Genomic DNA, 25,329 nt, shown 5'->3' on the forward strand with positions numbered 1-25,329 from the left:
AGAAATGCGCGTTACTGCAAGACGTAGGGCTGTGCCAACCATTCGCGCAACGCTGCCGTTGTCTCGTCAGGTTGCTCTAACGTGGGCAAATGTCCCGAATGCTCCAACACGCGCAGCTGCGCATAAGGGACCAGTTCGGCCATGAACTCATGGCGTTTTACAGGGTATAGATTGTCGTAAGCTCCGCACAGGATCAGGGCTGGCACTTTGCAACGGCGCAGGGTCGCTTGTTGGTCTTTGCGTCTTTGTAATGCGCGTGACTGGCGGATGTAGACCTCGGGCCCCAAAGTTTGGGCCATGTCCATCACCAACCCCAAAACCTCATTCCGGTATGGGCCTGGCGCAAAGCTGGTCGGGCTCATCTCCTCCCGCATCACTTCCATCAGCCGCCCCGAGCGCACTTTGACGATCTGGGGTTCCCGATTGGCGGCGATCACTGGCGTTTCAGCCAAGGGATGCGTGTCGATCAAGGCAATGCGCGTAACGCGATCAGGTGCGCGGCGTAGGATTTCCATCGCAACAACTGCCCCCATGGAGAGGCCCGCCAATGCAAACCGTTTGGGCAGGATATCCAACAAAGCCGATGCAATTTCCTCGATGCGTTCGCCCATTGTGATCGGGGCGACCATAACTGCGGTATCGCTGGACAGCTCCGCGATTTGCGGCCCGAACAGGCGCGCATCACACATCATTTCCGGCAATAGAACCAGCGGCTCTTTCATCTAGTTACTCACTCTGTCTGCCTCACTACCGCAATGCCGTGCTGGGCGCGCAGGCGCAAGCCCTCACGGGTATTCAATGCCCCGCAAAGGGGGGAAATCCGCGTATCGCGCTTGGCGGGTTGCCAAACTTTCGGCAGGATCCTCCCCTGCCCTCAATAGCATGCCGCGCGGCGCGATGTAGCTGCTAATCGTGCGCTGCGGGTTTGGCCGCCACACCAGATTGAACGCTGCAAGCTTGGGAAAGAACCACATTTCGGAATAGGGCAAGTGATCATGCACCCACCACGCCAAATCGCGCCAATCCCGCCCCTCATCATATTGGTCCGCAAACCATGGAATAACCAACGAGGTTCCCGCCACGGGCTCGCCTTTGTGATCCCAGATATGACATTCGATCGGATTATCGCTGCGCGCGCAATTAAGTTTGTTTTCGTTGCCATAGGTGTTCAATGCGGTCGAACGATAACCGCTGCGAATTGCAATCCTGCCAAAGGTTTCTTCCAATGGGTCAAGCAGGTGTTGGCACAGCGCCTTCCCGTGTTTGATCGCAAGATCAGGATCATCGGGGATGTTGGGAATACCATGAAAGGCGCTGATCTCGCTCATCAAAAAATCGCGCATGTAGAAGTGCTTTGATAGCCTCACCCGCCCGAATGTCTCAAGGCTCCACATGCTGGCAGGGCGGCGCATCAATACCCGTTCCAGCGAAAGGCACCATCATCCGCCAGCGGCGAATAGGGGTTATGCGACACCTCCCAAATCGTGCCTTCGGGGTCTGCGAAATAGCCAATATAGCCGCCCCAAAACACATCCGAAGCTTGGCGCAAGATACGCCCGCCCGCCGCTTCGGCCTTGGCTAACAAGGGGGCCACATCTTCTTTTTCTCGAACGTTATAGGAAAAGGTAGACGCGCCTTTGCCCAACGCATCCACAGGCAACCCGATGTCTTCGGCGAGCTTTTCCAAGGGGTACAGCCCCAAGGTCTGGCCGATCAGATCAAAGGCGATCACGCCGTCTTGGGTCTCGACCCGTTTCCAGCCCAGCGCCTCATAGAAACCCGCGATTTTTTCGGCGTCCCGCACGCCAAGCGTTATCAGACTAATGCGTTGTTCCATGGTCATAGCCCCCTTGCCCAATTGGTACTTTCAACCGCTAGGGTTATCGCCCCTGCGATAACATGTCGTAAGGGATCATCCCCATCCGTCACCCTCGGCGACGACCTTTGCGTCGAGCCGCCCCATTTGAAAAACCGCTTCACTCTACCAGAACCTGCTCCACCGCTTGTTCGATCAGCCCAAGGCACGGCCCGTCAGAAAAGCGATGATCTGCGTCTTTGACCAACAGCAGCTGCATGTCGGGGCTGCTTGCGTGCTCTAGCAGCCGCGTTGCCGTTTCCACGCTGACGGCCGTATCCGCCGTTCCTTGCAGCATTCGGACGGGAAATGGCAGCTCTAGCGCGTCTCGCAAGACAAGGTTTTGCCGCCCGTCTTCGATCATCCGTTTTGTAACGATATAGGGCTCCATATAATCCGAGGGCAGCGCAACGCGGCCCTCGGATTCCAACTGCGCCTTTTGGGCGTCATCAAAACCGGCCCACCAACCGTCTTCGGTAAAATCAGGCGCAGCTGCAATTGTGACCAACCCCGCGATCCGTTCAGCACGTGCGCGGGCCAGCAACAGCGATTGCCACCCCCCCATGGAAGACCCAACCGGCACAATCGGCCCTTCTGTCAGCTCATCAATCGCGGCCAGCGTGTCCTCATGCCAATCGCCAATGCTGCCTTCCTCGAAAGTCCCCGAAGATTCGCCATGGCCGGAATAGTCAAACCGCAAAAAGGCACGGCCCGTTGCGCGGGCCCAATCCTCTAGGTGGACAGCCTTTGTGCCCTGCATATCGGATTTTAACCCGCCAAGGAAAACCACGCAGGGCCCCTCGCCTGATGTTTTGTGATAAGCGATCGAACGCCCCTGAGCAGTTTGCAGAAATGACGGCTCGGCCATGGTGTATCCTTTTCCTTCTTTCGCCGGATCATGCGCAGCCAGCCCTGCAAGAGCAACGGCTGTGTTGAAATTTAATTAGGTTACCATATTGTCACGTGACTAGATTGTCACGTATAAGCGATTCCATGGACATGATTTTCAAAGCTCTCGCCGACCCCGCACGCCGCACCCTGCTGGATGCCCTGCGGACCCGTGACGGGCAAAATCTGGCTGAACTGACCGAGCTGCTGGATATGTCGCGCTTTGGCGTGATGAAGCATCTTGGCGTCTTGGAAGATGCCGGATTGATCGTGACCCGTAAGGATGGACGGTTCAAATACCACTACCTCAACGCTGTCCCTCTCCAACAAGCCATTGACCGCTGGATCGAGCCATTGCTCGTCAAACCCGCGGCGCGAGCGGTGCTGACCTTAAAATCTCAACTCGAAGGAACCACACCAATGCAAGATACAATGACCAAACCCGATTTCATGACGCAAACCTTTATTCGCTGCACCCAAGATGCCCTGTGGGACGCCCTGACCAAGCCCGACCAGATGGCGGCCTATCATTTCGCCTGCAACGCAGCCAAAGGCGGCACCGCCGAGGGCGAAAGCGTTCAATTCATCCGTCAGGATGGCTCGACCATGCTGACCCAAAAGGTCACGGCCAGCACGCCCAAGACCAAGCTGGAAATGACGTTTGAGCCCCATTTCTCCGAAGCCCCCTCGCCCGCGTCGCGCATGATCTATCTGATCGAACCTCAGGGTGAGACCTGCAAACTCACCATCGAACACTATGATATCCCCGAGGGCCAAGAAGCCGTGCGCGAAGGCTGGGCGCGCATCGCGGCATCTTTGAAAAGCTGGCTAGAGACTGGCACCCCGATAAAGCTGGCAATGTAGCAGGGCTTCCTCTTGGCGGCGCATCGCCCATGCGGGTGGTTATACCAGCGGCCTTGCTGCGCCGCTGGTAGTCTTGGGCGGTTGGGTCTGCTGGCTGGTCATCGCTTCTTAGGCTTTTGCTGCTATTTAATCGCTGACAAACGGGGAGGTCATAGAAGGTGACGGGATGTGCTCTGTTAACCTAGCTTCTGGGTTTGACGCTGCTGCACCTGATAATTCCTACCGGCATTCCCCCTTGCCCCCGCTATCCTCTTGACGCGACAAGATTGTAGCGCCAAACAGCACCCACATAACCCGCAACCGGGCGTCTCGTAGGCGCCAAACTGACGAGGAGGCATCATGGCCCAAATCGCACTCACCCTTCCCGATGGCAATGCACGACACTACGACGCAGGTATCACTGCGGGCGAAGTCGCAGCCGACATTTCCAAATCCCTTGGCAAAAAAGCGATCAGCGCAACCGTAAATGGCGCGCATTATGATCTGGCTTGGCCGATCCAAGAAGACGCAGATATTGCCATCCACACCATGGCGGATGAGGACCAAGCCAACGAGCTGGTTCGCCATGATCTGGCGCATATCATGGCCCGCGCTGTGCAAGAGCTGTGGCCAGACACTAAAGTCACCATTGGCCCCGTCATCAAAGACGGCTGGTATTATGACTTTGACCGCAAGGAATCCTTTACCCCAGAAGATCTCGGTCTCATCGAAAAGAAGATGAAAGAGATCATCAACAAACGTGAGCCCGTGCGCACCGAGGTCTGGGAGCGCGCGCGCGCGATCAAACATTACCAAGACTTGGGCGAGCCCTACAAAGTAGAGCTGATCGAAAGCATCCCCGGCGATGAGCCGCTGCGCATGTATTGGCACGGCGATTGGCAGGATCTGTGCCGGGGTCCGCACCTGCAACACACAGGCCAAGTACCCGGTGACGCGTTCAAACTGATGAACATCGCAGGCGCCTACTGGCGCGGCGACAGCGACCGCGAAATGCTACAGCGTATCTACGGCGTGGCCTTTACTGGTAAGGAAAAGCTGAAAGCCCACCTGAACATGCTGGAAGAGGCCGCCAAACGCGACCACCGCAAGCTGGGCCGCGAGATGGACCTGTACCACATGCAAGAAGAAGCCCCCGGTCAAGTGTTTTGGCACGCAAATGGCTGGCTGGTTTACACCCAGTTGCAAGACTACATGCGCCGCAAACAACGCGCGGATGGCTATGTAGAGGTAAACACCCCTCAAGTGGTGAACCGCAAGCTCTGGGAGGCCTCCGGCCACTGGGAAAGCTATCAAGAGAACATGTTCATCGTCGAAGTCGACGAAGAGCACGCCCGCGAAAAAACCATTAATGCGCTCAAGCCGATGAACTGCCCCTGCCACGTGCAGATTTTCAACACAGGCATGAAGTCCTACCGCGATCTGCCCCTGCGCATGGCCGAGTTTGGCTCGTGCAACCGTTATGAGCCCTCCGGCGCGCTGCATGGGATTATGCGTGTACGCGGTTTCACCCAAGACGACGGCCATATCTTTTGCACCGAAGACCAGATTGTTGATGAAACCGCTAAATTCATCAACTTCCTCGCGTCGGTCTATTCGGATCTTGGCTTTGACGACTGGAGCATCAAACTGTCCACGCGGCCGGAAAAACGCATTGGCTCTGATGAAAGCTGGGACCGTGTCGAAACCGCCCTTGGAGAGGCGTGTAACGCTGCAGGCTATGAATTCATACTCTTGCCAGGCGAAGGGGCATTCTATGGTCCCAAGCTCGAGTTCACCCTGACCGATGCCATTGGTCGCGAGTGGCAGTGCGGTACTTTGCAGGTTGACCCCAACATGCCAGAGCGTCTGGACGCCAGCTATATCGGCGCGGATGGTGGCCGCCACCGTCCTGTCATGCTGCACCGCGCGACCTTGGGATCGTTTGAGCGTTTCATCGGTATTCTAATCGAAGAACACGCAGGCAAACTGCCCTTCTGGCTGGCGCCGCGTCAGGTTGTTGTGGCCTCGATCACATCCGAGGCCGACGATTACGTTCTGGAAGTTGTAAAAGAGCTGCAAGCCGCAGGCGTGCGCGCCGAAGCCGATATGCGCAACGAAAAGATCAACTATAAGGTCCGCGAACATTCGGTCGGCAAAGTTCCAGTGATTTTGGCCGTCGGGAATCGCGAAGTGGAAGAACGCACTGTCTCGGTGCGCCGTTTGGGTCAGAAACAAACATCTGTTCAGGCGCTCAGTGATGTTACAAACGAGCTAAAACGTGAGGCGACACCGCCTGACCTTTTGTAACAATTTTCGTGATCGGGGGGCCTTGCGCCCCCCTTTTGTTACAAAACACCCCTGAACACGCCAAAAACCATGGAATTTTTCGTATTTTCCCAGTAAAATTCTGACACCCCCGTGAGACACTTCCTCGTGAGTGGATTTAGCGGTTCAGTACTGCTTAACTGTTCACATCGATAGTCAACAAGACTTCAATCAAGGAGAGACCTGATGTCCACAACAATGAAAACCCTCGCCATCGCAGGTGTAGTTGCAGCTTCCATGACTGGTGCAAGCACAACCACAGCCGAAGCCGCTTCTAAAGAGAAATGCTATGGCATCTCCCTTGCTGGCGCGAACGATTGCGCAGCTGGCCCAGGCACAACATGTGCAGGTACATCCGTAACAGATTACCAAGGCAACGCTTGGACATTGGTTGACGCAGGCACATGCGAAAGCATCGAACTGCCAGCAATGGCTGACGGCACAGAGCGCAAAGGCTCGCTGGAAGCACAAGACCGCGACCTGCCAGCATAAGCTGACCGTACAGAGCCCTGCTTTTCCTGTTGGCAGGGCTCTGTAACGACACGATCCCTTTCGGAGGACGTAAATATGTTTGACCAATCCTCCCCAGTTTCCCGCCTGCCCAATGCAGTTGGCGTAGGCTATAAACCGCAGCATTTTACCGATCTGCAAAAGGCCCCTGGCACGGTTGCATGGATCGAAGTGCATGCGGAAAACTACATGGGTGATGGTGGGCGTCCGCACGCCCAGTTACAGGCCCTATCCGAAAATTTCGCCCTTTCGGTTCATGGTGTTGGCCTGTCGATCGGCGGGGAAGATCCGCTAAATGCAGACCACCTGAGGCGTTTGCGCCGCTTGGTGGATCGCACCAATCCGGCCAGTTTTTCAGAACACCTCGCGTGGTCTACCCACGGGGCCGAGTTCATGAACGATCTGCTGCCCCTCCCCTATACGGATGCCACGCTGACGCGCGTCGCCGATCACATTGATCAGGTGCAAAATACGTTGGGCCGCCAAATGCTGCTGGAAAACCCCTCCAGCTATCTCGCCTTTGCCGAAAGCACCTATGAAGAAACCGATTTCCTTGCGGCAATCGTGAAAAAGACAGGCTGCGGTTTGTTGCTGGATGTGAACAACGTTTTCATCTCGGCCACCAATCTAAACCTAAGCCCGCAAGCCTATATCGACGCTTATCCATTGGACGCAGTTGGCGAAATCCACATCGGTGGCCATGATGAGGACGAAGATGACCATGGCGCACCTTTGCTGATCGACAGTCATGGTGCGCAAGTTGTTGATCCGGTTTGGGCCTTGCTTGACTACACTTTGGCGCGCTCGGGGCCAAAACCGATTTTGGTTGAATGGGATACCGATGTACCTGAATGGCCGATTTTGCGCGCCGAAGCTGACCGAGCGGCCTTTGCCCTTGCAATGGTAACAAACCGCTAATGCCTGTTTCACAGACCAGTTTCCGCGCCGCTCTTTTAGATGCCGAACAGCCGATTCCAGACGGGTTGGTCGATGGTGCGGGGTCCCCTGCGGGACGCCGTTATGCGGTTTACCGCAACAACGTCACTGTCTCTTTGATCGAAGCGATGAAGGTCGCCTTTCCGCTGGTTCGCGTCCTTCTGGGGCAACAGAATTTTGACTCGCTTGTACCTATGTTTGTGCGCGCCCACCCGCCGTCCTCCCCTTTAATGATGCACTATGGCGCTGATTTTCCAGCCTTTTTGGAAAGCTTCCAACCGCTTGAGCATTTGGGATACCTTGGGGATGTTGCACGGTTGGACCTTGCGCTGCGTGATTCCTATCATGCGGCAGATGCTATTCCTTTTGATGCGAATGTCTTGCAACAGCCGCCAGAGGTTTTAGCAGGCCTTCGCCTCAACCGCGCCCCATCGACATTGGTTTTGCGGTCTCGCTGGCCGATTTTTGATTTGTGGCGGCGCGCAACCGCAACAGAGGCCCCCGCCCCGCGCGCGCAAGGGCAGGCCATTCTGATCACCCGCCCCGAATTCGATCCCGCAGTGCACCTGTTACCGACGGGCGCCGCAACATGGTTGAACGCTTTACTGACCGATCCTATAGGGGTGGCTGTTGAAAAAGCGGCCTCTGCAGCCAAAGAATTCGACTTTGCTGAAACCTTAACTCTTTGCTTACAAACCCATGCTTTTTGCATGACTAAAAAGGACATCACATGACTGCCCTCCTAAACCTCTACCGCTCCGTAACAGACATGCTGGAGAAAGCAGACTGGCTGCTGCCAACCTTGGCGCGGTTCCTCTTTGCCGCCATCCTGTTGATGTATTTCTGGGTCTCCGGCCTGACAAAAATTGGCGAAGGCTTTTTCGGGATATTCTCTCCGTCGACCGGCGCCTACGTTCAGATTTTCCCACGTATGATGGAAGCAGTTGGATATGACACCGACCAGTTTTCCTTCTTTCACGGCATTTTTGTACTGGCCGGTACATGGGCTGAATTCATCCTGCCTGCGCTGATCGTTCTGGGCCTGTTCACGCGCCTTGCCGCGCTGGGGATGATCGGTTTTGTTGCCTTGCAATCTTTGACCGACCTTTACGGCCACAATGGTTGGGAAGATCCGTCGGTAATCGGTGGTTGGTTTGACCGCATCCCTGACGGCATCATCCTTGATCAACGCGCCTTCTGGGTTTTTGCTTTGCTCGTCTTGGTGATCAAAGGGGCGGGGCCAATTTCCTTTGACCGCGCCCTTAGCAAACGCACCTAAGACGCGGCTGCAACCTGTTCAGCGGTTTGTGCTGACCAGCCCAAAAACAATGTTTCGCCCGCCTTTATGAGCGGGCGTTTCATCAAAGCCGGATAGCTTTCCAGCAAAAGCATAGGGTCTTTTTCCCGCTCTTCTTGTGCCAGACCGCGCCATGTGGTTGAGCGCGTATTGAGCAGTTTTTCGCCAAACTCATCCAAAGCACGTGCCAATAATGCCGCCGAAACCCCTTCGGCGCGCACATCAATGAGCCGCGCCTCTGGCAATGCTTTCAGCGCCTTACGGCAAGTATCACAATTTTTGAGACCGTATATTTCAACCATTGCCCAATTTCTCCTCGGATAAGCATGTTATGCCCCCGAATACGAAAAAACCGAAAGAGAGTCCTTGAATTATTTTGAAACTGGTCAATTAATTCAAATGTGGAAACGGTTCTGACGATCGTCTTCACCCCGCCTTAGCGCGGGATTGAATTGCAAATGGAGGCTAGGAAACGATGCCAACGGGTACCGTAAAGTGGTTTAACACAACTAAAGGTTATGGATTTATTGCGCCGGAAGGCGGCGGCAACGATGTGTTTGTGCATATTTCTGCTGTCGAGCGTTCAGGATTGACTGGGCTAGCAGATGACCAAAAGGTCAGCTTTGAAATGTCAGAGGGCCGCGACGGTCGCCAGATGGCGTCCGATCTGGAACTTCTTTAAAAACAGAACCCCTTCTCTGCAATTACAGAACAGGGGTTCTAATCTCTTTCGGCCTCAATCAAAGGTGCAGCCTTTGGTGCCAATCTCGCAGTGGCTGCTGGCACGGTAGGTTTTGCGGGGCTTGTGGCGCACTTTATGCACCTTCTTCTTTGCCACGGGGTGCGACATGGCTGATTGATAGCTCATGCCTGTATTTGGCGTCCCACAGCAGATTGTGCCGTTAATTGAAACAGGCTGAAGACCCGCGGGGCAATAGTTTGCCACTGACTTATAGGGGTAGATTTTAACTTCGGCTGATGCGGCCTGCGGCAAGGCGACCATAAGGCCCAGCGCGGCCAAAACTGCCAATCCATTGAATTTATTCATGATGTCCCTCAATTTTTCTTGTCCAAGCCCAGTTTTGCCGACCCTTCGGATCAAGTCCAGTGTTTTTCCATATCCACGGGGTGGCCTTGGCTAGCCTTCCTTCGGATATTGCGCCTCACATTGGCGAATGCCGCGTTTTGTGGCGGCTTCCGCTTGCACCAGTTGCTTTTGATATGAAGCCAGCTTGCGACGCTCTGCCGCCACATCAATTGGTACAGGGGTTTCGATGGTCGTGTATTCTGTCCGCCCGCAGGGATAGGGCGCGGGGCGGTGCATTTTATGATCATGCCTGTGGCAGATGCTTGGGACTCGGTAGGAAACGGTTTGTCTGTGGATGGCATACCCACGCGAAATCCGCAGACGGCTTTCGGCAATTGCAGATTTTAGCACACGGGATTCTTTTGAGACTTGCCGCACGCATTGCTCATAGGGCGTGCCGCACCCCGCAAGGAGAAGCGCGAGGGCAAAGCCGCCGATGGACAGGTTTCTCTTCTTCATGGGGGGCTCCAAATCTGGACGGGTGATCGCTCGGACAACTCAGGCGATAACATGGCTCTAGGTGATCCTGAGTGACCTATGTCAAAACCCGAATCTCGTCAGAGCCCCCCAGATTCGGCTGTATGACTCGCGTACACCACCTGTGCACCGCGCGTGCACTGGTGGGTATGATTTGGGTTTTAGGCTTTGGTGAATGAGAGGATACGTAGGGTGGGTGAAACCCACCGATGCGCGTGGGTTTCACCCACCCTACGTTTTCGATCCGCGCTTACTTCAACGCCCCCTCAAACTCCCGCCATTCGCCTTTACTCATCCCGCTGTTCTCCTGCGTGACGTCTTCGCCTTTTAGCATGCGGCGGACGCAGTCTAGGGCTTTGGCGGAGAGGGTTGCGCCGCCTAGGCGGTAATCCTCAAACGCGCCGTAGGCGGCTGGGACCCAGTCGGCGACGACTTTGCAGATGGCGTCGGCGTAGACGCGGATTTCGTATTGGGCGTGGGGGTCGGCGCGCAGGCGCAGGAAGTGGAACAGGTTGTGCAGGTCTACTTTCCAGTACCACTGGGTATAAATATTGGCGGGCAGGTTCATGCGCGCCAGTTCACGGGCTAGGCCGTCTTGGGGCTCGCCATCCGGACCTTCGGTGCCGATCATGGATTCGTAATGGTCATAGGCGCGGTTGGAATCCGATTTGAGGATTTCCAGAACGCGCGCCGCCTCGGCCCCTTCCAGAACGCCACCGCGCCCTTGGTTATTCACTACGGATTGAGCGTTGATGTGGGAGGCTTCGGGGATGTAAAATTCGCGATCGAGGATCGAATAACGCGCGGAATATTCGTTTACATTGGCGGTACGGTGGCGAATCCATTGGCGCGCAACGAAGACGGGCAGCTTTACGTGCAGCTTGATTTCGCACATCTCAAACGGGGTCGAGTGCCAGTGACGCATCAAATAGCGGATCAGACCTTCGTCGTTTTGAACAGATTTGGTGCCTTTGCCATAGCTCACCCGCGCCGCCTGACAGATCGCTTCGTCGTTGCCCATATAGTCGATGACGCGGACAAACCCGTGATCCAGAACCTCATGAGCGGTGTATAGGTGGGCTTCCATGCCCTCAGAGACAGCGCGCAGGGTTGGTTTGCTGGTGCTGCGAAGGGCGTCGATTTCGGCTTGTTGGTCTGGGCTAATGGGCATTTTGTGTCCTGTTGATGGGATTCGCTGCTGACTATATCTGGTGTATGGCGCGGCGGGAACGCCATATAGGGTATTGCTTTTTCGCCATGGTTTTTAGGTTTATCCGATCTACCCTCCCCGCAGCGTTGACAAAAGGCTCATGCGGGGACGAATGTTGGAAAAAAAGCACTTAGTGCAAATCCGAGGGCAGAAAATTGAAAAAACAAGTTATCAGTCTCGCGCTGGTTGCGGGCATTGCTGCATGTAGCGGCGGAAACCCGTTTGAAGAAGCAGCAGTTGTAGATGAAAACACCACCGACGGTGAAACCGTTGGTGATGGTGAAGGTACAGGGATCGACCGTGATGGCATTCCTCCCGGGACTGTTTCCCCCTCCCCTGGTGATGCGTTGTTCCGTTCGGAGCCGACTGTTGATGGTGATGGCGTAGACCAAGGTAACGGTACGGCCAACGGTTTCCAGTACAACAGCGAAGACGATACCTTTACCGTCGACAACCTCGCATTTGACGGGGACCGCCCCTATGATCGCGGTACGTTGGTAAGCAGCCTCAACAATGGTGAGTTTGCTGTTTACGAGGCCCCTGTTTCGGCAACGGACCCCGTGAACAACCAAACCATCAACCAGCTTGGCTATCGTTTGGTTTACGGCGTAAGCCGCAACCGCATCGCCAATTCCGATGGCACAGCAAGCGATGCCCCGACAACCCAATTCGCCATTGTGCGGACAGGCAGCTATATCGACTATGGGTTTGGCGGGTTCATCTATCAGCGCGACAACGGCGTATCCCTGCCCGACACGCTTCAAGCGACATTTAGTGGCCGCTCCGCTGGTTTGCGTGATGCAAGCAACGCTGGCGGTCTACAGTACACAACTGCTGATGTGACTGTCGATATCGACTTTGACGACTTTAACGATGGCACCACAATCCGTGGTGACGGCGTAAAAGGGCGTATCTACAACCGTCGTATTATTGATCTGGATGGCACCGACATCACGGCCTCTGTTGCCGGTACTTTGGGTGAGGACAACACAACAATTCCTGATGCGGTGTTTACTGTTGGGCCCGACGTTCTGGATGATAATGGTGATTTGATTACCGATATTCAAAGCCAGCTGCCTGATGGCACTATCTACGAAGAAGGCAAGTTTTATGCCATCGTCGCCGGCGATAACCCTGACGAAATTGTCGGTGTCTTTGTACTGGAAGCGCAAGGGCAGGATATCACATCGCGGGATACCGGCGGGTTTATCGTTTATCGGGATGCCGACGTACAACCATGAAACGGATCACAAGGCAGATCCTTGGTCTAGCTTTGGGCGCTGCGGCTTTTGCTGCGGCGCCTTTGGCAACTGCACAAGAGACCTCTAAACAGTCTATTCAGCTAAGTGTTGAGCAAATGCGCAAAGCGGCTGAGCTGAGTTTGCGCAGTGGTCAGACCCAACGCGCCTTGAGCTTTGCTGACGCTCTGCTCACGCGGGATGAGGCAGATTTAACCGCATTGATGATCCGCTCTCATGCGTTGCGCGCATTGGGGCAGATGACAGAGGCCCAAACTGCGGCCAGAACGGCATGGCAGCTGGCGCAAACCGACAGTCAGAAATTTTCATCGGCCATGTTGATGGCCCAAGCGCTTTCTTCTGATGGGAAACGCACGCGCGCGCAGTTATGGCTGCGCCGTGCCGCGCAGGTCGCCCCGACCGAAAGGCACGCAGCACGTGCGGCGCGCGATTTCAAATATGTACGCCGCCAAAACCCGTGGCAAACGCATCTGTCGTTTACGCTGGCCCCTAACACCAACATCAACAATGGCTCTTCGCGCGATACTTCTGCGTTGTTGTACCAGCTGTTGAATCCCTTTGACATTGAGGGCGGGACCGAGGCGACCCTTGGCGCGGCGAGCAAGGCCTTATCAGGCATTGAAACGGGTTTTAACCTTCAGTCCCGCTATCGGTTTCATCAAACCGAGCGGACCGCGCATGATTTGCGGTTTGGCATGTCGTACCGCACTTATGAGCTGTCCCAATCTTCAAAGGATGATCTGGCCCAAGAGGACGCAGAGCGCGTGGCGCGGGGTGAAGAGGCGCGCAATGTTTCGGGCAGCGATTATGCCTATGGCAGATTGCAATTCGGCTATGCCTTCAAAAAACTGCGCGAAGACAGGCGCGGCGAGTTCAGCTTTTCCACTGACGTGGGGCAGACGTTTTACGGGGGAGAGCGCTATAACAGTTTTTTGCGCACCCGTGTTGGGCAGAGCTATTTCAAAGACGCGAAAACGAAATATAACTTTGGCCTATCCGCCGAGACCCGCCACTTTGAGGGGGATACAGACCAGAACCTTTTCAGTTTTGATGCAGGGCAAAGCAAGCGATTGGCCAATGGGGATGGCCTATATCTGGGCGTTGTTGTTACCTCCCTACGCGGCGACACTGCGCGTTTGGAATACGATGAAATCCGCTTTCGCTCTGGCTATGTCTTGGGCAAAGATGTCATGGGAACCAAGCTGCAATTTGGCCTGAGCACCAGCTATCGCGATTATGATGTTTCGCCGCATGATGCATCGGGGCGGCGGGATTTTGAGATTTCTGCCGATGTCACAGCGACCTTCAAGCAGGTCGACTATTACGGGTTTAACCCGACCGTCAGCCTGAATGCGTCGACAACCAACAGCAACATCGGTTTGTATGACGTTAATCGCCTTGGGCTAAGCATTGGCATTGCATCGTCTTTTTAGCCTGTCGTGACCTCGACATGGGTAGAAGCGGTGCTAGGATGAGGGCAGATAAACACCCCTTCATACCGGAGCTAATTCATGCCGATCAAATACCTACATACGATGGTGCGCGTCAAAGACCTAGATGCGTCTATGGCGTTTTACAAATTACTGGGGCTGGTGGAGCGGAAACGCTTTGAGTCCGAGGCGGGCCGTTTCAGCCTGATTTATTTGTCCCCTCCTGATATGACAGACGGGCATGCGGATCTGGAGCTGACCTATAACTGGGATGGCGATGACGAACTGCCCTCGGACAGTCGCCATTTTGGCCATCTCGCCTATTCCGTTGAAAACATCTACGAGGCTTGCCAGCATTTGATGGACAATGGCGTCACCATCAACCGCCCCCCCCATGACGGGCGCATGGCCTTTATCCGTTCGCCCGACAATATCTCGGTTGAGTTGCTGCAAGAGGGTGATGCATTGGAACCTGCCGAGCCTTGGACCTCAATGGGCAATACGGGGAGCTGGTGATCCGCTACGCGATTGCAACTGGTTTAGGGGCGGCCTGTTTTGCCGCCCTGCCCCTTTATGCGGCTGAGTGCCGCCTCGCCTTGGTTTTGGCGATTGATGTGTCCAGCTCGGTTGACGCGGCAGAAGACCAATTGCAACGCAGCGGGATCGTGGCGGCCCTGACCGCGCCTGAGGTACAGGAGGCCTTTTTTGCATCCGACCTCCCCGTTGCGCTGGCGGTTTACGAATGGTCTGGCCGCTATAACCAAGAGGTCATTCTGGATTGGCTGATGATTGAGGGGCGCGCGGAATTGCTTGGGGCGGCTGAGACCATTGCCAACTCGTCGCGCAGCCACAATGATTTTCCAACGGCGATGGGGTATGCATTGGGCTTTGGTGCGCAGATGTTGGAACGCGGGCCAAACTGCCTGTACAAAACACTGGATATGGCTGGCGACGGCCAGAACAACGAAGGGTTCCCCCCTGCGACCGCCTATCGTGAATTCCCGTTTGAGGGGGTGACGGTGAACGGGTTGGTGGTGAATGCGGCCGATTTTGAAGGCGAGGTCGGGTTGATCGCCTTTTATCGCGGCGAAGTTCTGCATGGCCCAGGCGCGTTTATGATCATTGCTGATGGGTTTGCGGATTTTGAAGCCGCCATGCGCCGCAAGTTGGAACGGGAGCTTTCCCCGCCGTCTATTGGCGCGCTCGACCCTTCAAAGGACGCGGGATGAAAAACTGGCTGGCAGCCTTGCTGGTATGTGGATCAGCCGCGCCGGTATTTGCCTCGGAAACCTGTCGGCAGGCTTTGGCGCTGGGTTTGGATGTGTCAGGGTCAGTGGATGCCAGAGAATACCGCCTACAGCTAGACGGATTGGCACGGGCCTTGGGCAGCGATGAGCTGCGCGCAGCCTTATTGAGCCAGCCAGAAGCACCTGTCGAAATCTTGGTTTTTGAATGGAGCGGCCCCAAGGATCAGGTCACGCTGGCACCTTGGACGCGGATATCAGACGAAAAATCGCTGAACACCCTGATTGAGACCTTAACCCAAGTGGAGCGCCGAGAAGAGGCCACCCCTGGAACCGCCTTGGGCGTTGCGATGGCGCATGGTGTGCGGCTGATTGCTGAGCGTGACCATTGCTGGCGCAAGACCCTAGATATTTCTGGTGATGGTAAAAGCAACCTTGGCCCCCGCCCCCAAAATGTGAAACCTTTGCTGGCAGCAAAAGGGGTGACGATAAACGCGCTTGTCGTTACCTCGGACAACCAACAGAGCGCGGCAGAGCTAAGCGCCTATTTTGCGTCTGAAGTGATCCTTGGCACCGACGCATTTGTCGAGGTTGCGCAGGGTTTTGAAGATTATGAAGACGCGATGCAGCGCAAGCTGCTGCGGGAACTCGGCGGGCTGGTATTATCCAGCCGCTGATCCAGCCACTACAGAGCCAAGGGTTTTACCATGGCCAAGGGGGCCAAACACCTTGCCCTTCAGCACCTTGCCGTTCACCCCAATAGGGATAAAGAACTGGCGAGGCGCAGAGCCCCACCAGTTTCTGAGCATTTAATAGATATAGCGGATTTGATCCGTCCAATAGCGCTCAACCCGTTTGAGCGAGGCTGTGATCTCGACAATGCCTTCTGGGCCAAGCACACCGCGATCCTCTAGGCCACCTGCATGGCGCGAGAATAGCTCGGCAACGACATCGCGAATATAGCGGCCATTTTCCGTCAACCGAACGCGCACCGAGCGGCGATCAATCTCGCAGCGTTGATGGTGCATATATCCCATTTCAACGAGTTTTTTCAGGTTATAGCTGACATTGCTGCCTTGGTAATATCCGCGGCTTTTCAATTCGCCCGCGGTGACCTCATTGTCACCGATATTGAAGAGTAGCAGGGCCTGTACCGCGTTAATTTCCAACACGCCGACACGTTCAAATTCATCTTTGATAACGTCTAACAACAGCCGGTGAAGGCGCTCAACCAGCGAAAGCGCCTCCAGATATCCGGTCATGAAACCCGTTTCGTTTTTTGGCATCACCTCATTGGGTGGCAGCCCGATGGGATCCTGAATACTCATACTACTCTCCGACTCTTTGTTGCTCTGAGGGAGAGACTGGAGAATAAATCAGAATATTTCGTTAAAAGCAAAAAACTCGAATTATCCTTTAGAAATATGACCTTGGATATCTTTGATCATTTCCGAATATTCAGGTTTTGGGTCAAACTGCCGTGTGACCCATTGATATAGATCGTGGTCGTTTTCGTTTAACAGGTCGTCATACAGATCCAATGTGGCCTCATCCATCGCCGCCAGCCGATCAGCGGCATAGGCGGAAAGGATCAAATCCATCTCTTTGATCCCGCGCCGCATCGAGCGCATGGCCAGACGTTTTTCACGCAGGTTGCGGGGTTCGTTTTCGGGGCGTTCTGGTTGGGGCATTTCAAACATTTGGGGTCTCGGTCAACATGCTGCGCAGACGTTTTTCAAGTCGGGCAACCTTTTTTGCACTTTGGGTGAGTTCAACGCGCAAGCCGCGCATCTCGGCCAGTAAATCGGCGGCATCGCCTGACAAGACGCCCGCGTCTTCGGAACCGTCCAGCCCTTCGCCATCGCCGTTGATCAGCCACATCATCGAAACATTCAGCAGGCCTGCCAACATGGACAGGCGATTTGCGCGGGGTTCGGAGGTATCGTTTTCCCAACCGCGCAGCGTAGCCAACCGAATGCCCAGCCTGCGCGCAAGCACGGCTTGGCTCATGCCTGCGGCGTCACGGGCCGCGGCGACGCGGTCTCCGAAGGTTGCTGCATCAGGGCCATACCAGTCCGCTTCTGATGTTAGATCGTCTACGTCATTCATTCTGTGCTCCTAATGCGCCAATTGCGCTTGCAACGATGGGGGGCCTCCCCCTATGAGATACGGTATCATCCTATAATGCAATGAGGTCGAAATGGAACTGCTCTCCCGTACACTTGCCCGCGTCAAGCCATCGCCAACGATTGCTGTTACGACAAAGGCGCAGGAACTAAAGGCAGCGGGCCGCGATGTGATCGGCCTCGGCGCAGGTGAGCCTGATTTCGACACGCCGCAAAATATCAAAGACGCCGCTGTGGCGGCCATTGCGGCGGGTAAAACAAAATACACTGCCGTTGATGGCATCCCAGAGCTGAAGCAGGCCATTTGCGCCAAGTTCAAACGCGACAACGGGCTAGAGTACACGCCCGCGCAGGTCAGCGTTTCGACAGGGGGCAAACAGGTATTGTACAACGCCCTCATGGCGACCCTGAACCCTGGTGAAGAGGTCATCGTGCCTGCCCCCTATTGGGTGAGCTACCCTGACATGGTTCTGCTGGCTGGCGGCACGCCTGTCACCGTAGAGGCAGGGATCGAGCAGAATTTCAAAATGTCTGCTGCCCAATTGGAGGCCGCGATCACGCCAAACACCAAATGGCTGATCTTCAACTCTCCGTCGAACCCAACGGGGGCTGGATATTCTTGGGACGAGCTGAAGGCGCTCACCGATGTTTTGCTGCGCCACCCGCATGTAATGATCATGACCGATGATATGTACGAACATCTGGCCTATGACGATTTCAAATTCTGCACCCCAGCACAGGTTGAACCTGCCCTGTATGATCGCACTTTGACCGTGAATGGTGTTTCCAAGGCATACGCCATGACAGGCTGGCGGATCGGGTATGCGGCGGGTCCGGAAAAGCTGATCGGCGCGATGCGCAAGATCCAGTCGCAATCCACCTCCAACCCTTGTTCAATCAGCCAATGGGCGGCTGTAGAGGCGTTGAACGGGACGCAGGATTATATCGCCACCAACAACGAGACCTTTGTGCGGCGCCGCAATCTGGTTGTTAAAGCGCTGAGCGCGATTGACGGCATCACCTGCCCCGTTCCAGAGGGCGCGTTTTACGTCTATCCGTCGATTGCTGGTTTGATCGGAAAAACCTCTGCCGCTGGAACCAAGATCGAGAATGACGAAATCTTTGCGACTGCTTTGCTAGAAGAAACCGGCGTTGCGGTGGTGTTTGGCGCGGCCTTTGGCCTTAGCCCGAATTTCCGCGTGAGCTATGCAACCTCGGATGAGAACCTCGTTGAAGCTTGCAAGCGCATCACAGAATTTTGTGCGGCGTTGAAATAACGCCAAGCCCCCAAAAACAAGGCTGAACAGGCTGCAAAAACGCCTGTTCGGCCAGTTGATGCACAGAGTGTGTTTGCTTTCTTTGGCATCCCGTTTCAATTTATGTATTGTTAGACAAAATCCGAATTTCTCCTGTGCCTTGCGTACATTAACGAATATCCGGTTAGCACTTTGGAATGAAGGACGCCCCTATGGCTGACAAATTGCCCGACTATTACTTTCGCGTTCGCGAAAACGGCGCTTTTGTCTTTCGGCTGGATACGGAAAACCGCCAGCGGCGCATCGAGATGGACCAGATTGCTGTCGTCAATATGCGCAACGGTGAAATCAAGGCTCAGGGTGACAGGGTTCTGTCCGAACAAGACATCCAAGCCATCAAAGAGTGGATGGAAGAGCGCGCCCAGACTCTTGCACATCGTGAAATCGACGACATCATGCGCGCGATTGATTATCTGAACAACACCGCCCATTGGGCCCAAAGCCGTGCGACGGATGAGCAGTTAGAGGCGGTGACCGATCCGTTGCTATTGGCGATGCATGATCTGCGCAGCACTTTGGTGCGCAAAAAAGCTGGGCGCATGAGCTAGGTCAAAATTCAGCTTTCGGCTGGTTTTGCGGTTAAGCGGCCTTGCCGAATGTCGGGTAGGACTTTGCCCCAGAACCGCAGGTTCAGCAGGATTGCGGCAACCCCCAGCCCAAAGCCCAGACCTGCCCAAATGCCAACCCCGCCCCATCCAAACACAAAGCCCATTAGATAAGACATGGGCATCCCTACGCACCAATAGCTAAACGCGGCATAGACCATGGGAAGGCGCGTATCCTGTACGCCGCGCAGCACGCCCAAGGCGATCGCTTGGCTGCCATCGACCAGTTGGAAAAAGCCCGCCATAGCCAGCATGCCCACACCGATTGCCAAAATCTGCGCGCGCGCGGGATCGTCGGGCAGGATAAAAATGCCCAAAAAGAACTCGGGCACGAGAAAGAATAGCAACACCGTAATCAGCGCCGTCACCAGCGACATGACAGATACGATAATGGCTCCCCGTGCCAGATGATCGGGATCATTGCGGCCAAAGGCATTGCCCGCGCGCACCGTGCCCGCATTGCCCAGCCCCAGATGGATCATAAAGACAATCGCCGTAAGTTGCAGCGCGATACCATGCGCGGCCAGTGGCACCGTGCCAAGCCACCCCATCATCACAGCTGATGCGCCAAACAACCCCGTTTCGGACAACCCCGTAAAAGAGATAGGCCACCCCAAGGTAAACACCCGCCGCAACATATCCCAGTCAGCCGCCCAGAGGCGGCGAAACAGATTATGTTCCGGCAACGCCAAGCACACATAGATCAACACGCCAACCAACGAGACAACTTGCGTACAAAGCGAAGCAATCGCCGCGCCAATGACTCCCAACTCGGGCGCGCCCCAATTGCCAAAGATCAGGGCGTAATTGACCAGCCCGTTCACAATCGCCGCCAGCACCGTAATCCAAAGAACAACCTGCGTTCTCTCCAATGCGGCGAGATAGCTTTTGAGGACCATCACAAAAAGGGCAGGCAAAATTCCCCAGCCCGCAACCGATAGATACTCGGCCCCGCGTGTGACAACCGCCTCTTCCTGCCCCATCATCCGCAGAATTGGCGTTGAAAAGATCATCAGCGGCAGAGCCAGCAAGGCAAAACCAAAGCTAAGCCAAAGCCCCATACGCGTTGCGCGCCGGATCGAGGTTTCATCCTCTTCTGCGGCAAAACTGGCCACCATAGGCATAACAGCCCAAGCAAAGCCTGACCCAAAGATGAACAGGATAAAGAAATAGGTCGACGCCAGCGTCACGGCAGCCAGTGCCTCGACCCCGTACCAGCCCAGCATGACCGTATCGGTCACCCCGATGGCCATTTGCGCCAGATGCCCGCCAATCAGGGGCAGGCCCAAAACGGCAATGGCGCGCACATGGGCTTTGTTGGTCATTACGTTACTCATAAATTCTGTCTAGGCTCATTGTTCAACTTAAGAAAGCTTTGATTTCCCTTTGCCAAATGCTTTGTGATGCTACGTCACGCGGCCGCAAAATACTGTCTATCGTGGCTTTGCTGCCCTAAGCTTGGGGAAAGGTAGGGCGCGCGCCATACGCAAGCGGATGGAGCGAGCAAAGGGGGGAGAATGAGCTTGGTTGATCATTGGACAGAAACCGTATCGCTAAACGGCGAGGATTTTTTCATACGCCATTGGGGGGATCGAGACGCGCCGAAAATCCTGATGCTGCACGGGTTTCCAGAATACTCGGGCGCGTGGAATGATCTGGCGCCGCTGTTGGCAGAACGGTTTCACTGCATCGCGCCAGATCAGCGCGGCTATGGCCAAAGCTGGCGCCCCTCTGAGCCCGAAGCCTATAAGACCGCCTTACTGGTGTCGGATATGGTTGCCCTGATCGGTGAGGCGCCTTTGATTGTTCTGGGTCATGATTGGGGGGCTTCGGTGGCCTATGCCCTCACCGTCGGACGGCCCGATCTGGTGTCAAAGTTAATCATCATGAACGGTGTGCACCCTGCCCCGTTTCAGCGTGAGCTCGCAAAGGGCGGCGCGCAAACCGATGCTTCGCAATACATCCATTTCCTGCGCGGTGAGGGGTCCGAAGATGTGTTGGCCAAGGATGATTTTGAAAAGCTGACCAGTTTGTTTTCAGCCAATATGGATATGAGCTGGCTCAGCGGGGACACCCTTGCCGCGTATAAATCCGCATGGCGGGATGCGGCGGGGTTGCGGGGCATGGTGAACTGGTACCGCGCCTCGCCGCTGCAAATCGGTGGTGTAGGCGAAGCGATCGAGGGGCTTTCCTTTGATCCTGCCCGCCTACAGGTTCAATGCCCGCATCTGCTGGTTTGGGGCACCGCAGATACGGCCCTGCGTCCGGAAACAACCGAAGGGCTGGAAGACTATGCGCCAGACCTCACGCGGGTGGCGATTGACGGGGTGGATCACTGGCTGCACCACCAAAAACCAAATGAAGTGGCCAAGGCCATTCTGGACTGGCTTTAACTGTGGTTCCAATCCTCTGGGTCGGCGTTGTTATTCGGGCTTAGCCCGATGATATCGCCCTTGGTCGAGCAGCCAAGGCCCAGAACCGTGCGGTTGGCATAGCTGAAATAGGCGGTCACCTGATTGATCTCGAGGATCTCGCCGTCGTCCCACCCTGCATTGCGCAGGGCAACCACATCGCATTCCACCATTTCCGCAGGCATGACCGTCAGTTTTTGCGCATAGACCATCGCCGCTTTTTCGCGCGCATCCAATGGCATATCCCCCACCTCGCCCGAGGTTATTGTAGCGCGCAGGGCGAGGGATTTCTCATCATCACCCAGCAGACGCCGCATCCCTGCATAGTGATGTTCGACGCAGTAATTGCAGTGGTTGAGCTGCGACACCCAAACGCCCAGTGCCTCTAGGAACCATTTGGGGATCGTATTGCCGCTGTGGTGCAAAACATACTTATACACCGCCATATGGCCCTCCATCGTGTGGGGGCGTAAGGAATGCATCATCATGATGTTATCGACGTTATTGTCGGGCCCAGTGATGCGCTCGTATAGCGTTTTGAGTTTGCCTGTCGCCTCAGTAAAGGGGATGGTTTTGATCCAAGCCATGGGGTGCTTTCGGGTTGGTTGCTGTTCGCTGCAACCCTAGCAACGAATCCCAATAACGCCACGCCCGATCTGTTTTCCTCTCTCTGAGAGGGGCCTTTTACTTGCGTGTGCGGGTAAACGTCATCTTTTGGGCATGCAGGTCCGCGGGATCACCGATCCAGGCATAGGCCAGCAGCGCGGGTTCTTTGTCGCCCACGGTAATGCGGTGCAGGTGGTCTGGCGGATTAAAAATCATCGAGCCTGGCACATAGACGCCTTGATGGTTCTCTGAGACCGCGCCCGATAGGCAAACATAGCTTTCTGTGATCCCTTTATGCGCATGGGCGGGATAGGTGCAGGCAGGGGCGAACAGGACAACGCCAAGGATGATCTCTTCGCTATAGATCGGGCCGTTTTGACCCGCCAGCTCGGCGTAGGCGTATTTATTGCTGAGGCCTTTTGGGATTTTCTCATAGCCGTATTGCCAGCTAAGATCGTCGCGCACCGCATCAAAGGCGCGCACCACGGGGGCCAGCACCCCATTGCGCCCTTCATCCAGCGCACGGCGCAGATGGGCGGTGACCGGTTTTTGGGCGCGCTCTTGCAGGTGGATTTCGGCATTTTTCTTGAGCAATCGGCTAATCGCTTCGCGGACCTTGCGCTGGTGGCCTTTGATCCTGTCGCTACCGCCAGCGGGCAGATAGCGGTACAGCTCGTCATACTCTTGCAGCAGATATCGCCAGTTGGGCAAGTCGCGCAGGGTCGGGATAGGGTGCGAATCCATAGCAGTGCTCCGTGGTGTGCAAAATTCGTAGCGCCCCGATGACGCCCAGAAAAGCGATAATCCGCCCCAAACCTGCAAATGATTGGGGATAAGCGTAACAGGGCGATTGCCCCTTGCGCGTGTGCCTGTCAAAATAGGCGCCAATCAAAAGCAACAGCAGGCGCACCCCATGTCCGATCTTCTCTCTGGCAACACTCCCGAGCCGACCGATTACGATGCTTCCTCGATTGAGGTGTTGGAGGGGCTGGAGCCCGTGCGCAAACGCCCCGGTATGTATATCGGCGGCACGGATGAACGCGCGCTGCACCATCTGGTGGCCGAGGTGCTGGACAACTCGATGGACGAAGCGGTGGCGGGCCATGCCAACCGGATCGAGGTTGAGCTGCATGAGGATTATTCCTTTACCGTGCGTGATAACGGACGCGGCATTCCAATTGATCCGCACCCCAAGTTTCCGGATAAATCCGCGCTGGAAGTGATCCTGTGTACCCTGCACGCGGGCGGTAAGTTTTCGGGCAAAGCCTATCAAACCTCGGGCGGTTTGCACGGTGTGGGTGCCTCGGTGGTCAATGCGCTGTCGGATTCCATGGTGGTACAGGTTGCGCGCAACAAAGAGCTGTTTGAGCAGCGGTTTTCGCGCGGCATCCCGCTGGGCCCCGTCGAGAAAATCGGCGCGGCGCCAAACCGGCGCGGCACCACGGTGACCTTCCACCCTGACGCCGAGATCTTTGGCAGCCATAAATTCAAACCCGCGCGGCTGTTCAACTCGATCCGGTCCAAGGCCTATCTGTTTTCGGGCGTGGAAATTCGTTGGAAATCAGCGATTTCGGATGGGGAAACCCCGCAAGAGGCCACGTTCCACTTCCCCGGTGGTTTGGCCGACTACCTGTCCGAGACCTTGGGCAAATCCACCACCTATTCCGAGACCGCCTTTGCGGGCACCGTCGATTTTGGCGAAAAATTCGGCGAGGCAGGCAAGGTCGAATGGGCCATCAACTGGACCCCTGCGCGCGACGGGTTCATCCAGTCCTATTGTAACACGGTTCCCACGCCTGAGGGCGGCACCCATGTCACCGGATTTTGGGCGGCGATCCTGAAGGGCATCAAGGCCTACGGCGAGCTGAGCAACAACAAAAAGGCCGCGCAGATCACCCGCGACGATCTGATGTCGGGCGGCTGTGCGCTGGTGTCGTGCTTCATCGCCGACCCTGCTTTTGTCGGCCAGACCAAGGACCGCCTGAGCACCGAGGCCGCGGCCAAGATGACCGAAGGCGCTGTGCGCGATCATTTTGACAACTGGCTGGCGGCAGATACCAAATCCGCAGGCGCGATCCTTGATTTCCTTGTGCTGCGCGCCGAAGAACGCCTGCGCCGCCGCCAAGAAAAAGAAACCGCGCGCAAATCGGCCACCAAGAAGCTGCGCCTGCCCGGCAAGCTGACCGATTGCACCTCTAAAGACCGCAGCGGCACCGAATTGTTCATCGTTGAGGGTGACTCGGCCGGTGGATCGGGCAAAGGCGCGCGCAACCGTGTGAACCAAGCCCTGCTGCCCCTGAAGGGTAAGATTTTGAACGTGCTGGGGGCGGCCTCGGGCAAGTTGAACACCAACGCTGAAATCAACGATCTGTGCGAGGCGTTGGGCGTTGGGATGGGGACGAAGTTCAACCTTGATGATCTGCGCTATGACAAGATCATCATCATGACCGATGCGGATGTGGACGGCGCGCATATTGCGGCGCTGCTGATGACATTCTTTTACACCCAAATGCGCCCGATGATTGACGCAGGGCACCTGTATCTGGCCTGCCCGCCGCTGTACCGCCTGACCCAAGGCGCGCGGCGCGTTTATGTAGCCGATGACGCGGAAAAAGACGCGCTGCTAGAGAAAGGTCTGGGCGGCAAAGGCAAGATCGACGTGCAGCGATTTAAGGGTCTGGGCGAAATGGACGCGAAGGATTTGAAAGAAACCACAATGGACCCCGCCACCCGCAAGCTGATCCAAGTTTCCGTGGACGAGGATGTACCGGGTGAGACCTCTGATTTGGTGGAGCGTTTGATGGGGAAAAAGCCGGAACTGCGGTTCCAATATATTCAGCAGAACGCGAAGTTTGTTGAGGAATTGGATGTTTGAGGTGATCCGTCTCGAATAAGTTCGACACG

The 25,329-nt window shown here is 55.7% G+C and carries 31 protein-coding genes; 16 read left to right on the plus strand and 15 right to left on the minus strand.

Annotated features, from left to right (window positions below):
* Window positions 1–11 precede the first annotated feature (11 nt).
* From Z948_RS0102950 to Z948_RS0102965, 4 genes are all read right to left on the minus strand, one after another.
* On the minus strand, window positions 12–722 hold the full coding sequence (locus tag Z948_RS0102950; protein WP_025058085.1) for an alpha/beta fold hydrolase: 711 nt from the start codon (window positions 720–722) through the stop codon (window positions 12–14).
* A gap of 63 nt (window positions 723–785) precedes the next feature.
* Complete coding sequence (locus Z948_RS0102955) at window positions 786–1,394, minus strand: hypothetical protein (RefSeq protein ID WP_025058086.1); 609 nt, start codon at window positions 1,392–1,394, stop codon at window positions 786–788.
* Window positions 1,395–1,411: 17 nt separating this feature from the next.
* Window positions 1,412–1,837 (minus strand): VOC family protein, encoded by a 426-nt coding sequence (locus tag Z948_RS0102960; RefSeq protein WP_025058087.1) that lies wholly within the window; start codon window positions 1,835–1,837, stop codon window positions 1,412–1,414.
* 139 nt (window positions 1,838–1,976) lie between these two features.
* Window positions 1,977–2,723 (minus strand): alpha/beta fold hydrolase, encoded by a 747-nt coding sequence (locus Z948_RS0102965; RefSeq protein ID WP_025058088.1) that lies wholly within the window; start codon window positions 2,721–2,723, stop codon window positions 1,977–1,979.
* A gap of 125 nt (window positions 2,724–2,848) precedes the next feature.
* Between Z948_RS0102965 and Z948_RS0102970 the strand changes: the two genes are divergently transcribed.
* The 6 genes from Z948_RS0102970 to Z948_RS0102995 all read left to right on the plus strand — a co-directional run bounded on the left by Z948_RS0102970 (window position 2,849) and on the right by Z948_RS0102995 (window position 8,636).
* On the plus strand, window positions 2,849–3,607 hold the full coding sequence (locus Z948_RS0102970) for an ArsR/SmtB family transcription factor (RefSeq protein ID WP_025058089.1): 759 nt from the start codon (window positions 2,849–2,851) through the stop codon (window positions 3,605–3,607).
* Window positions 3,608–3,946: 339 nt separating this feature from the next.
* Window positions 3,947–5,893 (plus strand): threonine--tRNA ligase, encoded by a 1,947-nt coding sequence (gene thrS, locus Z948_RS0102975; protein WP_025058090.1) that lies wholly within the window; start codon window positions 3,947–3,949, stop codon window positions 5,891–5,893.
* Between the two features lie 204 nt (window positions 5,894–6,097).
* Entirely contained in the window at window positions 6,098–6,403 is a 306-nt protein-coding gene (locus Z948_RS0102980) for a BufA1 family periplasmic bufferin-type metallophore (protein WP_025058091.1), read from the plus strand.
* A 75-nt stretch (window positions 6,404–6,478) separates the two neighbouring features.
* A complete protein-coding gene (bufB, locus tag Z948_RS0102985; protein ID WP_025058092.1) occupies window positions 6,479–7,339 on the plus strand; it encodes an MNIO family bufferin maturase in 861 nt (286 codons plus the stop codon).
* Window positions 7,339–8,091, plus strand: a complete 753-nt coding sequence (locus tag Z948_RS0102990; protein ID WP_025058093.1) for an HvfC/BufC N-terminal domain-containing protein — start codon at window positions 7,339–7,341, stop codon at window positions 8,089–8,091. The genes bufB and Z948_RS0102990 overlap by 1 nt, the downstream gene beginning before the upstream one ends.
* Window positions 8,088–8,636 carry a DoxX family protein gene (locus tag Z948_RS0102995; RefSeq protein WP_025058094.1) on the plus strand — a complete coding sequence of 183 codons (549 nt, stop codon included), beginning with the start codon at window positions 8,088–8,090 and terminating at the stop codon, window positions 8,634–8,636. The genes Z948_RS0102990 and Z948_RS0102995 overlap by 4 nt, the downstream gene beginning before the upstream one ends.
* Here Z948_RS0102995 and Z948_RS0103000 read toward each other — a convergent pair.
* On the minus strand, window positions 8,633–8,956 hold the full coding sequence (locus Z948_RS0103000; RefSeq protein ID WP_025058095.1) for an ArsC/Spx/MgsR family protein: 324 nt from the start codon (window positions 8,954–8,956) through the stop codon (window positions 8,633–8,635). The two genes, Z948_RS0102995 and Z948_RS0103000, sit on opposite strands and share 4 nt — an antisense overlap.
* Before the next feature lie 173 nt (window positions 8,957–9,129).
* On the opposite strand from Z948_RS0103000, the gene Z948_RS0103005 reads away from it, so the two are divergent.
* Window positions 9,130–9,336 (plus strand): cold-shock protein, encoded by a 207-nt coding sequence (locus tag Z948_RS0103005; protein WP_025058096.1) that lies wholly within the window; start codon window positions 9,130–9,132, stop codon window positions 9,334–9,336.
* Between the two features lie 54 nt (window positions 9,337–9,390).
* Here the strand turns inward: Z948_RS0103005 and Z948_RS0103010 are convergent, their stop codons facing one another.
* The 3 genes from Z948_RS0103010 to thyX form a co-directional block, all read right to left on the minus strand.
* Window positions 9,391–9,702, minus strand: a complete 312-nt coding sequence (locus Z948_RS0103010; RefSeq protein WP_025058097.1) for a hypothetical protein — start codon at window positions 9,700–9,702, stop codon at window positions 9,391–9,393.
* Between the two features lie 90 nt (window positions 9,703–9,792).
* Window positions 9,793–10,200, minus strand: coding sequence for a hypothetical protein (locus tag Z948_RS0103015; RefSeq protein ID WP_025058098.1), 408 nt, complete (start codon window positions 10,198–10,200; stop codon window positions 9,793–9,795).
* A gap of 268 nt (window positions 10,201–10,468) precedes the next feature.
* The gene (thyX, locus tag Z948_RS0103020; RefSeq protein WP_025058099.1) at window positions 10,469–11,389 is read right to left on the minus strand and encodes an FAD-dependent thymidylate synthase; all 921 of its coding nucleotides are present in this window, start codon (window positions 11,387–11,389) and stop codon (window positions 10,469–10,471) included.
* Window positions 11,390–11,583: 194 nt separating this feature from the next.
* Here thyX and Z948_RS0103025 point away from each other — a divergent pair, with 194 nt between their 5' ends.
* The 5 genes from Z948_RS0103025 to Z948_RS0103045 all read left to right on the plus strand — a co-directional run bounded on the left by Z948_RS0103025 (window position 11,584) and on the right by Z948_RS0103045 (window position 16,038).
* Window positions 11,584–12,669, plus strand: a complete 1,086-nt coding sequence (locus Z948_RS0103025; protein WP_025058100.1) for a hypothetical protein — start codon at window positions 11,584–11,586, stop codon at window positions 12,667–12,669.
* Window positions 12,666–14,120: a porin family protein gene (locus Z948_RS0103030; protein ID WP_025058101.1), complete on the plus strand. Its 1,455-nt coding sequence runs from the start codon at window positions 12,666–12,668 to the stop codon at window positions 14,118–14,120. The genes Z948_RS0103025 and Z948_RS0103030 overlap by 4 nt, the downstream gene beginning before the upstream one ends.
* A 78-nt stretch (window positions 14,121–14,198) precedes the next feature.
* A complete protein-coding gene (locus tag Z948_RS0103035; protein ID WP_025058102.1) occupies window positions 14,199–14,633 on the plus strand; it encodes a VOC family protein in 435 nt (144 codons plus the stop codon).
* A complete protein-coding gene (locus Z948_RS0103040) occupies window positions 14,630–15,346 on the plus strand; it encodes a DUF1194 domain-containing protein (protein ID WP_025058103.1) in 717 nt (238 codons plus the stop codon). Before Z948_RS0103035 ends, Z948_RS0103040 begins: the two co-directional genes overlap by 4 nt.
* Window positions 15,343–16,038, plus strand: coding sequence for a DUF1194 domain-containing protein (locus Z948_RS0103045; RefSeq protein ID WP_025058104.1), 696 nt, complete (start codon window positions 15,343–15,345; stop codon window positions 16,036–16,038). Before Z948_RS0103040 ends, Z948_RS0103045 begins: the two co-directional genes overlap by 4 nt.
* Here the strand turns inward: Z948_RS0103045 and Z948_RS18870 are convergent.
* The 4 genes from Z948_RS18870 to Z948_RS0103060 all read right to left on the minus strand — a co-directional run bounded on the left by Z948_RS18870 (window position 16,024) and on the right by Z948_RS0103060 (window position 17,470).
* On the minus strand, window positions 16,024–16,170 hold the full coding sequence (locus Z948_RS18870) for a hypothetical protein (protein WP_156023487.1): 147 nt from the start codon (window positions 16,168–16,170) through the stop codon (window positions 16,024–16,026). The two genes, Z948_RS0103045 and Z948_RS18870, sit on opposite strands and share 15 nt — an antisense overlap.
* A complete protein-coding gene (locus Z948_RS0103050) occupies window positions 16,171–16,689 on the minus strand; it encodes a MarR family winged helix-turn-helix transcriptional regulator (RefSeq protein ID WP_025058105.1) in 519 nt (172 codons plus the stop codon). It abuts the gene before it with no gap.
* An 81-nt stretch (window positions 16,690–16,770) separates the two neighbouring features.
* The gene (locus Z948_RS0103055) at window positions 16,771–17,052 is read right to left on the minus strand and encodes a succinate dehydrogenase assembly factor 2 (protein ID WP_245604542.1); all 282 of its coding nucleotides are present in this window, start codon (window positions 17,050–17,052) and stop codon (window positions 16,771–16,773) included.
* A gap of 1 nt (window position 17,053) precedes the next feature.
* Entirely contained in the window at window positions 17,054–17,470 is a 417-nt protein-coding gene (locus Z948_RS0103060; protein WP_025058107.1) for a transcriptional regulator, read from the minus strand.
* 91 nt (window positions 17,471–17,561) lie between these two features.
* Between Z948_RS0103060 and Z948_RS0103065 the strand changes: the two genes are divergently transcribed.
* Window positions 17,562–18,764, plus strand: coding sequence for a pyridoxal phosphate-dependent aminotransferase (locus Z948_RS0103065; RefSeq protein ID WP_025058108.1), 1,203 nt, complete (start codon window positions 17,562–17,564; stop codon window positions 18,762–18,764).
* Window positions 18,765–18,955: 191 nt separating this feature from the next.
* The gene (locus Z948_RS0103070) at window positions 18,956–19,351 is read left to right on the plus strand and encodes a hypothetical protein (protein WP_025058109.1); all 396 of its coding nucleotides are present in this window, start codon (window positions 18,956–18,958) and stop codon (window positions 19,349–19,351) included.
* Window positions 19,352–19,359: 8 nt separating this feature from the next.
* Here the strand turns inward: Z948_RS0103070 and Z948_RS0103075 are convergent, their stop codons facing one another.
* Window positions 19,360–20,745 carry an MATE family efflux transporter gene (locus Z948_RS0103075; protein WP_025058110.1) on the minus strand — a complete coding sequence of 462 codons (1,386 nt, stop codon included), beginning with the start codon at window positions 20,743–20,745 and terminating at the stop codon, window positions 19,360–19,362.
* Window positions 20,746–20,931: 186 nt separating this feature from the next.
* On the opposite strand from Z948_RS0103075, the gene Z948_RS0103080 reads away from it, so the two are divergent.
* Entirely contained in the window at window positions 20,932–21,801 is an 870-nt protein-coding gene (locus Z948_RS0103080) for an alpha/beta fold hydrolase (protein WP_025058111.1), read from the plus strand.
* On the opposite strand, the gene Z948_RS0103085 is transcribed toward Z948_RS0103080, so the two are convergent.
* Both Z948_RS0103085 and Z948_RS0103090 read right to left on the minus strand, forming a co-directional pair.
* Window positions 21,798–22,406: a carboxymuconolactone decarboxylase family protein gene (locus Z948_RS0103085; protein ID WP_025058112.1), complete on the minus strand. Its 609-nt coding sequence runs from the start codon at window positions 22,404–22,406 to the stop codon at window positions 21,798–21,800. The two genes, Z948_RS0103080 and Z948_RS0103085, sit on opposite strands and share 4 nt — an antisense overlap.
* Before the next feature lie 97 nt (window positions 22,407–22,503).
* Window positions 22,504–23,169, minus strand: a complete 666-nt coding sequence (locus Z948_RS0103090) for a dimethylsulfonioproprionate lyase family protein (protein WP_025058113.1) — start codon at window positions 23,167–23,169, stop codon at window positions 22,504–22,506.
* A gap of 169 nt (window positions 23,170–23,338) precedes the next feature.
* Between Z948_RS0103090 and parE the strand changes: the two genes are divergently transcribed.
* On the plus strand, window positions 23,339–25,300 hold the full coding sequence (gene parE, locus Z948_RS0103095; protein ID WP_025058114.1) for a DNA topoisomerase IV subunit B: 1,962 nt from the start codon (window positions 23,339–23,341) through the stop codon (window positions 25,298–25,300).
* Window positions 25,301–25,329: the final 29 nt, after the last annotated feature.

Source organism: Sulfitobacter donghicola DSW-25 = KCTC 12864 = JCM 14565, assembly GCF_000622405.1.
GTDB lineage: Bacteria > Pseudomonadota > Alphaproteobacteria > Rhodobacterales > Rhodobacteraceae > Sulfitobacter > Sulfitobacter donghicola.

What these genes read in the sequence shown, in the direction of transcription:
- Z948_RS0103070 (WP_025058109.1), top strand. Translation starts at nt 18,956, where the DNA reads ATGGCTGACAAATTGCCCGACTATTACTTTCGCGTTCGCGAAAACGGC.
- Z948_RS0103055 (WP_245604542.1), bottom strand. Translation starts at nt 17,052, where the DNA reads ATGCCCCAACCAGAACGCCCCGAAAACGAACCCCGCAACCTGCGTGAA.
- Z948_RS0103085 (WP_025058112.1), bottom strand. Translation starts at nt 22,406, where the DNA reads ATGGCTTGGATCAAAACCATCCCCTTTACTGAGGCGACAGGCAAACTC.
- thyX (WP_025058099.1), bottom strand. Translation starts at nt 11,389, where the DNA reads ATGCCCATTAGCCCAGACCAACAAGCCGAAATCGACGCCCTTCGCAGC.
- Z948_RS0103010 (WP_025058097.1), bottom strand. Translation starts at nt 9,702, where the DNA reads ATGAATAAATTCAATGGATTGGCAGTTTTGGCCGCGCTGGGCCTTATG.
- Z948_RS0103015 (WP_025058098.1), bottom strand. Translation starts at nt 10,200, where the DNA reads ATGAAGAAGAGAAACCTGTCCATCGGCGGCTTTGCCCTCGCGCTTCTC.
- Z948_RS0102970 (WP_025058089.1), top strand. Translation starts at nt 2,849, where the DNA reads ATGGACATGATTTTCAAAGCTCTCGCCGACCCCGCACGCCGCACCCTG.
- Z948_RS0102965 (WP_025058088.1), bottom strand. Translation starts at nt 2,723, where the DNA reads ATGGCCGAGCCGTCATTTCTGCAAACTGCTCAGGGGCGTTCGATCGCT.
- Z948_RS18870 (WP_156023487.1), bottom strand. Translation starts at nt 16,170, where the DNA reads ATGCTCAGAAACTGGTGGGGCTCTGCGCCTCGCCAGTTCTTTATCCCT.
- Z948_RS0103030 (WP_025058101.1), top strand. Translation starts at nt 12,666, where the DNA reads ATGAAACGGATCACAAGGCAGATCCTTGGTCTAGCTTTGGGCGCTGCG.
- Z948_RS0103035 (WP_025058102.1), top strand. Translation starts at nt 14,199, where the DNA reads ATGCCGATCAAATACCTACATACGATGGTGCGCGTCAAAGACCTAGAT.
- Z948_RS0102990 (WP_025058093.1), top strand. Translation starts at nt 7,339, where the DNA reads ATGCCTGTTTCACAGACCAGTTTCCGCGCCGCTCTTTTAGATGCCGAA.
- bufB (WP_025058092.1), top strand. Translation starts at nt 6,479, where the DNA reads ATGTTTGACCAATCCTCCCCAGTTTCCCGCCTGCCCAATGCAGTTGGC.
- Z948_RS0102955 (WP_025058086.1), bottom strand. Translation starts at nt 1,394, where the DNA reads ATGTGGAGCCTTGAGACATTCGGGCGGGTGAGGCTATCAAAGCACTTC.
- Z948_RS0103005 (WP_025058096.1), top strand. Translation starts at nt 9,130, where the DNA reads ATGCCAACGGGTACCGTAAAGTGGTTTAACACAACTAAAGGTTATGGA.
- Z948_RS0103045 (WP_025058104.1), top strand. Translation starts at nt 15,343, where the DNA reads ATGAAAAACTGGCTGGCAGCCTTGCTGGTATGTGGATCAGCCGCGCCG.
- Z948_RS0102995 (WP_025058094.1), top strand. Translation starts at nt 8,088, where the DNA reads ATGACTGCCCTCCTAAACCTCTACCGCTCCGTAACAGACATGCTGGAG.
- thrS (WP_025058090.1), top strand. Translation starts at nt 3,947, where the DNA reads ATGGCCCAAATCGCACTCACCCTTCCCGATGGCAATGCACGACACTAC.
- Z948_RS0102960 (WP_025058087.1), bottom strand. Translation starts at nt 1,837, where the DNA reads ATGGAACAACGCATTAGTCTGATAACGCTTGGCGTGCGGGACGCCGAA.
- Z948_RS0103090 (WP_025058113.1), bottom strand. Translation starts at nt 23,169, where the DNA reads ATGGATTCGCACCCTATCCCGACCCTGCGCGACTTGCCCAACTGGCGA.
- Z948_RS0102980 (WP_025058091.1), top strand. Translation starts at nt 6,098, where the DNA reads ATGTCCACAACAATGAAAACCCTCGCCATCGCAGGTGTAGTTGCAGCT.
- Z948_RS0103065 (WP_025058108.1), top strand. Translation starts at nt 17,562, where the DNA reads ATGGAACTGCTCTCCCGTACACTTGCCCGCGTCAAGCCATCGCCAACG.
- Z948_RS0103050 (WP_025058105.1), bottom strand. Translation starts at nt 16,689, where the DNA reads ATGAGTATTCAGGATCCCATCGGGCTGCCACCCAATGAGGTGATGCCA.
- Z948_RS0103075 (WP_025058110.1), bottom strand. Translation starts at nt 20,745, where the DNA reads ATGAGTAACGTAATGACCAACAAAGCCCATGTGCGCGCCATTGCCGTT.
- Z948_RS0103060 (WP_025058107.1), bottom strand. Translation starts at nt 17,470, where the DNA reads ATGAATGACGTAGACGATCTAACATCAGAAGCGGACTGGTATGGCCCT.
- Z948_RS0103000 (WP_025058095.1), bottom strand. Translation starts at nt 8,956, where the DNA reads ATGGTTGAAATATACGGTCTCAAAAATTGTGATACTTGCCGTAAGGCG.
- parE (WP_025058114.1), top strand. Translation starts at nt 23,339, where the DNA reads ATGTCCGATCTTCTCTCTGGCAACACTCCCGAGCCGACCGATTACGAT.
- Z948_RS0102950 (WP_025058085.1), bottom strand. Translation starts at nt 722, where the DNA reads ATGAAAGAGCCGCTGGTTCTATTGCCGGAAATGATGTGTGATGCGCGC.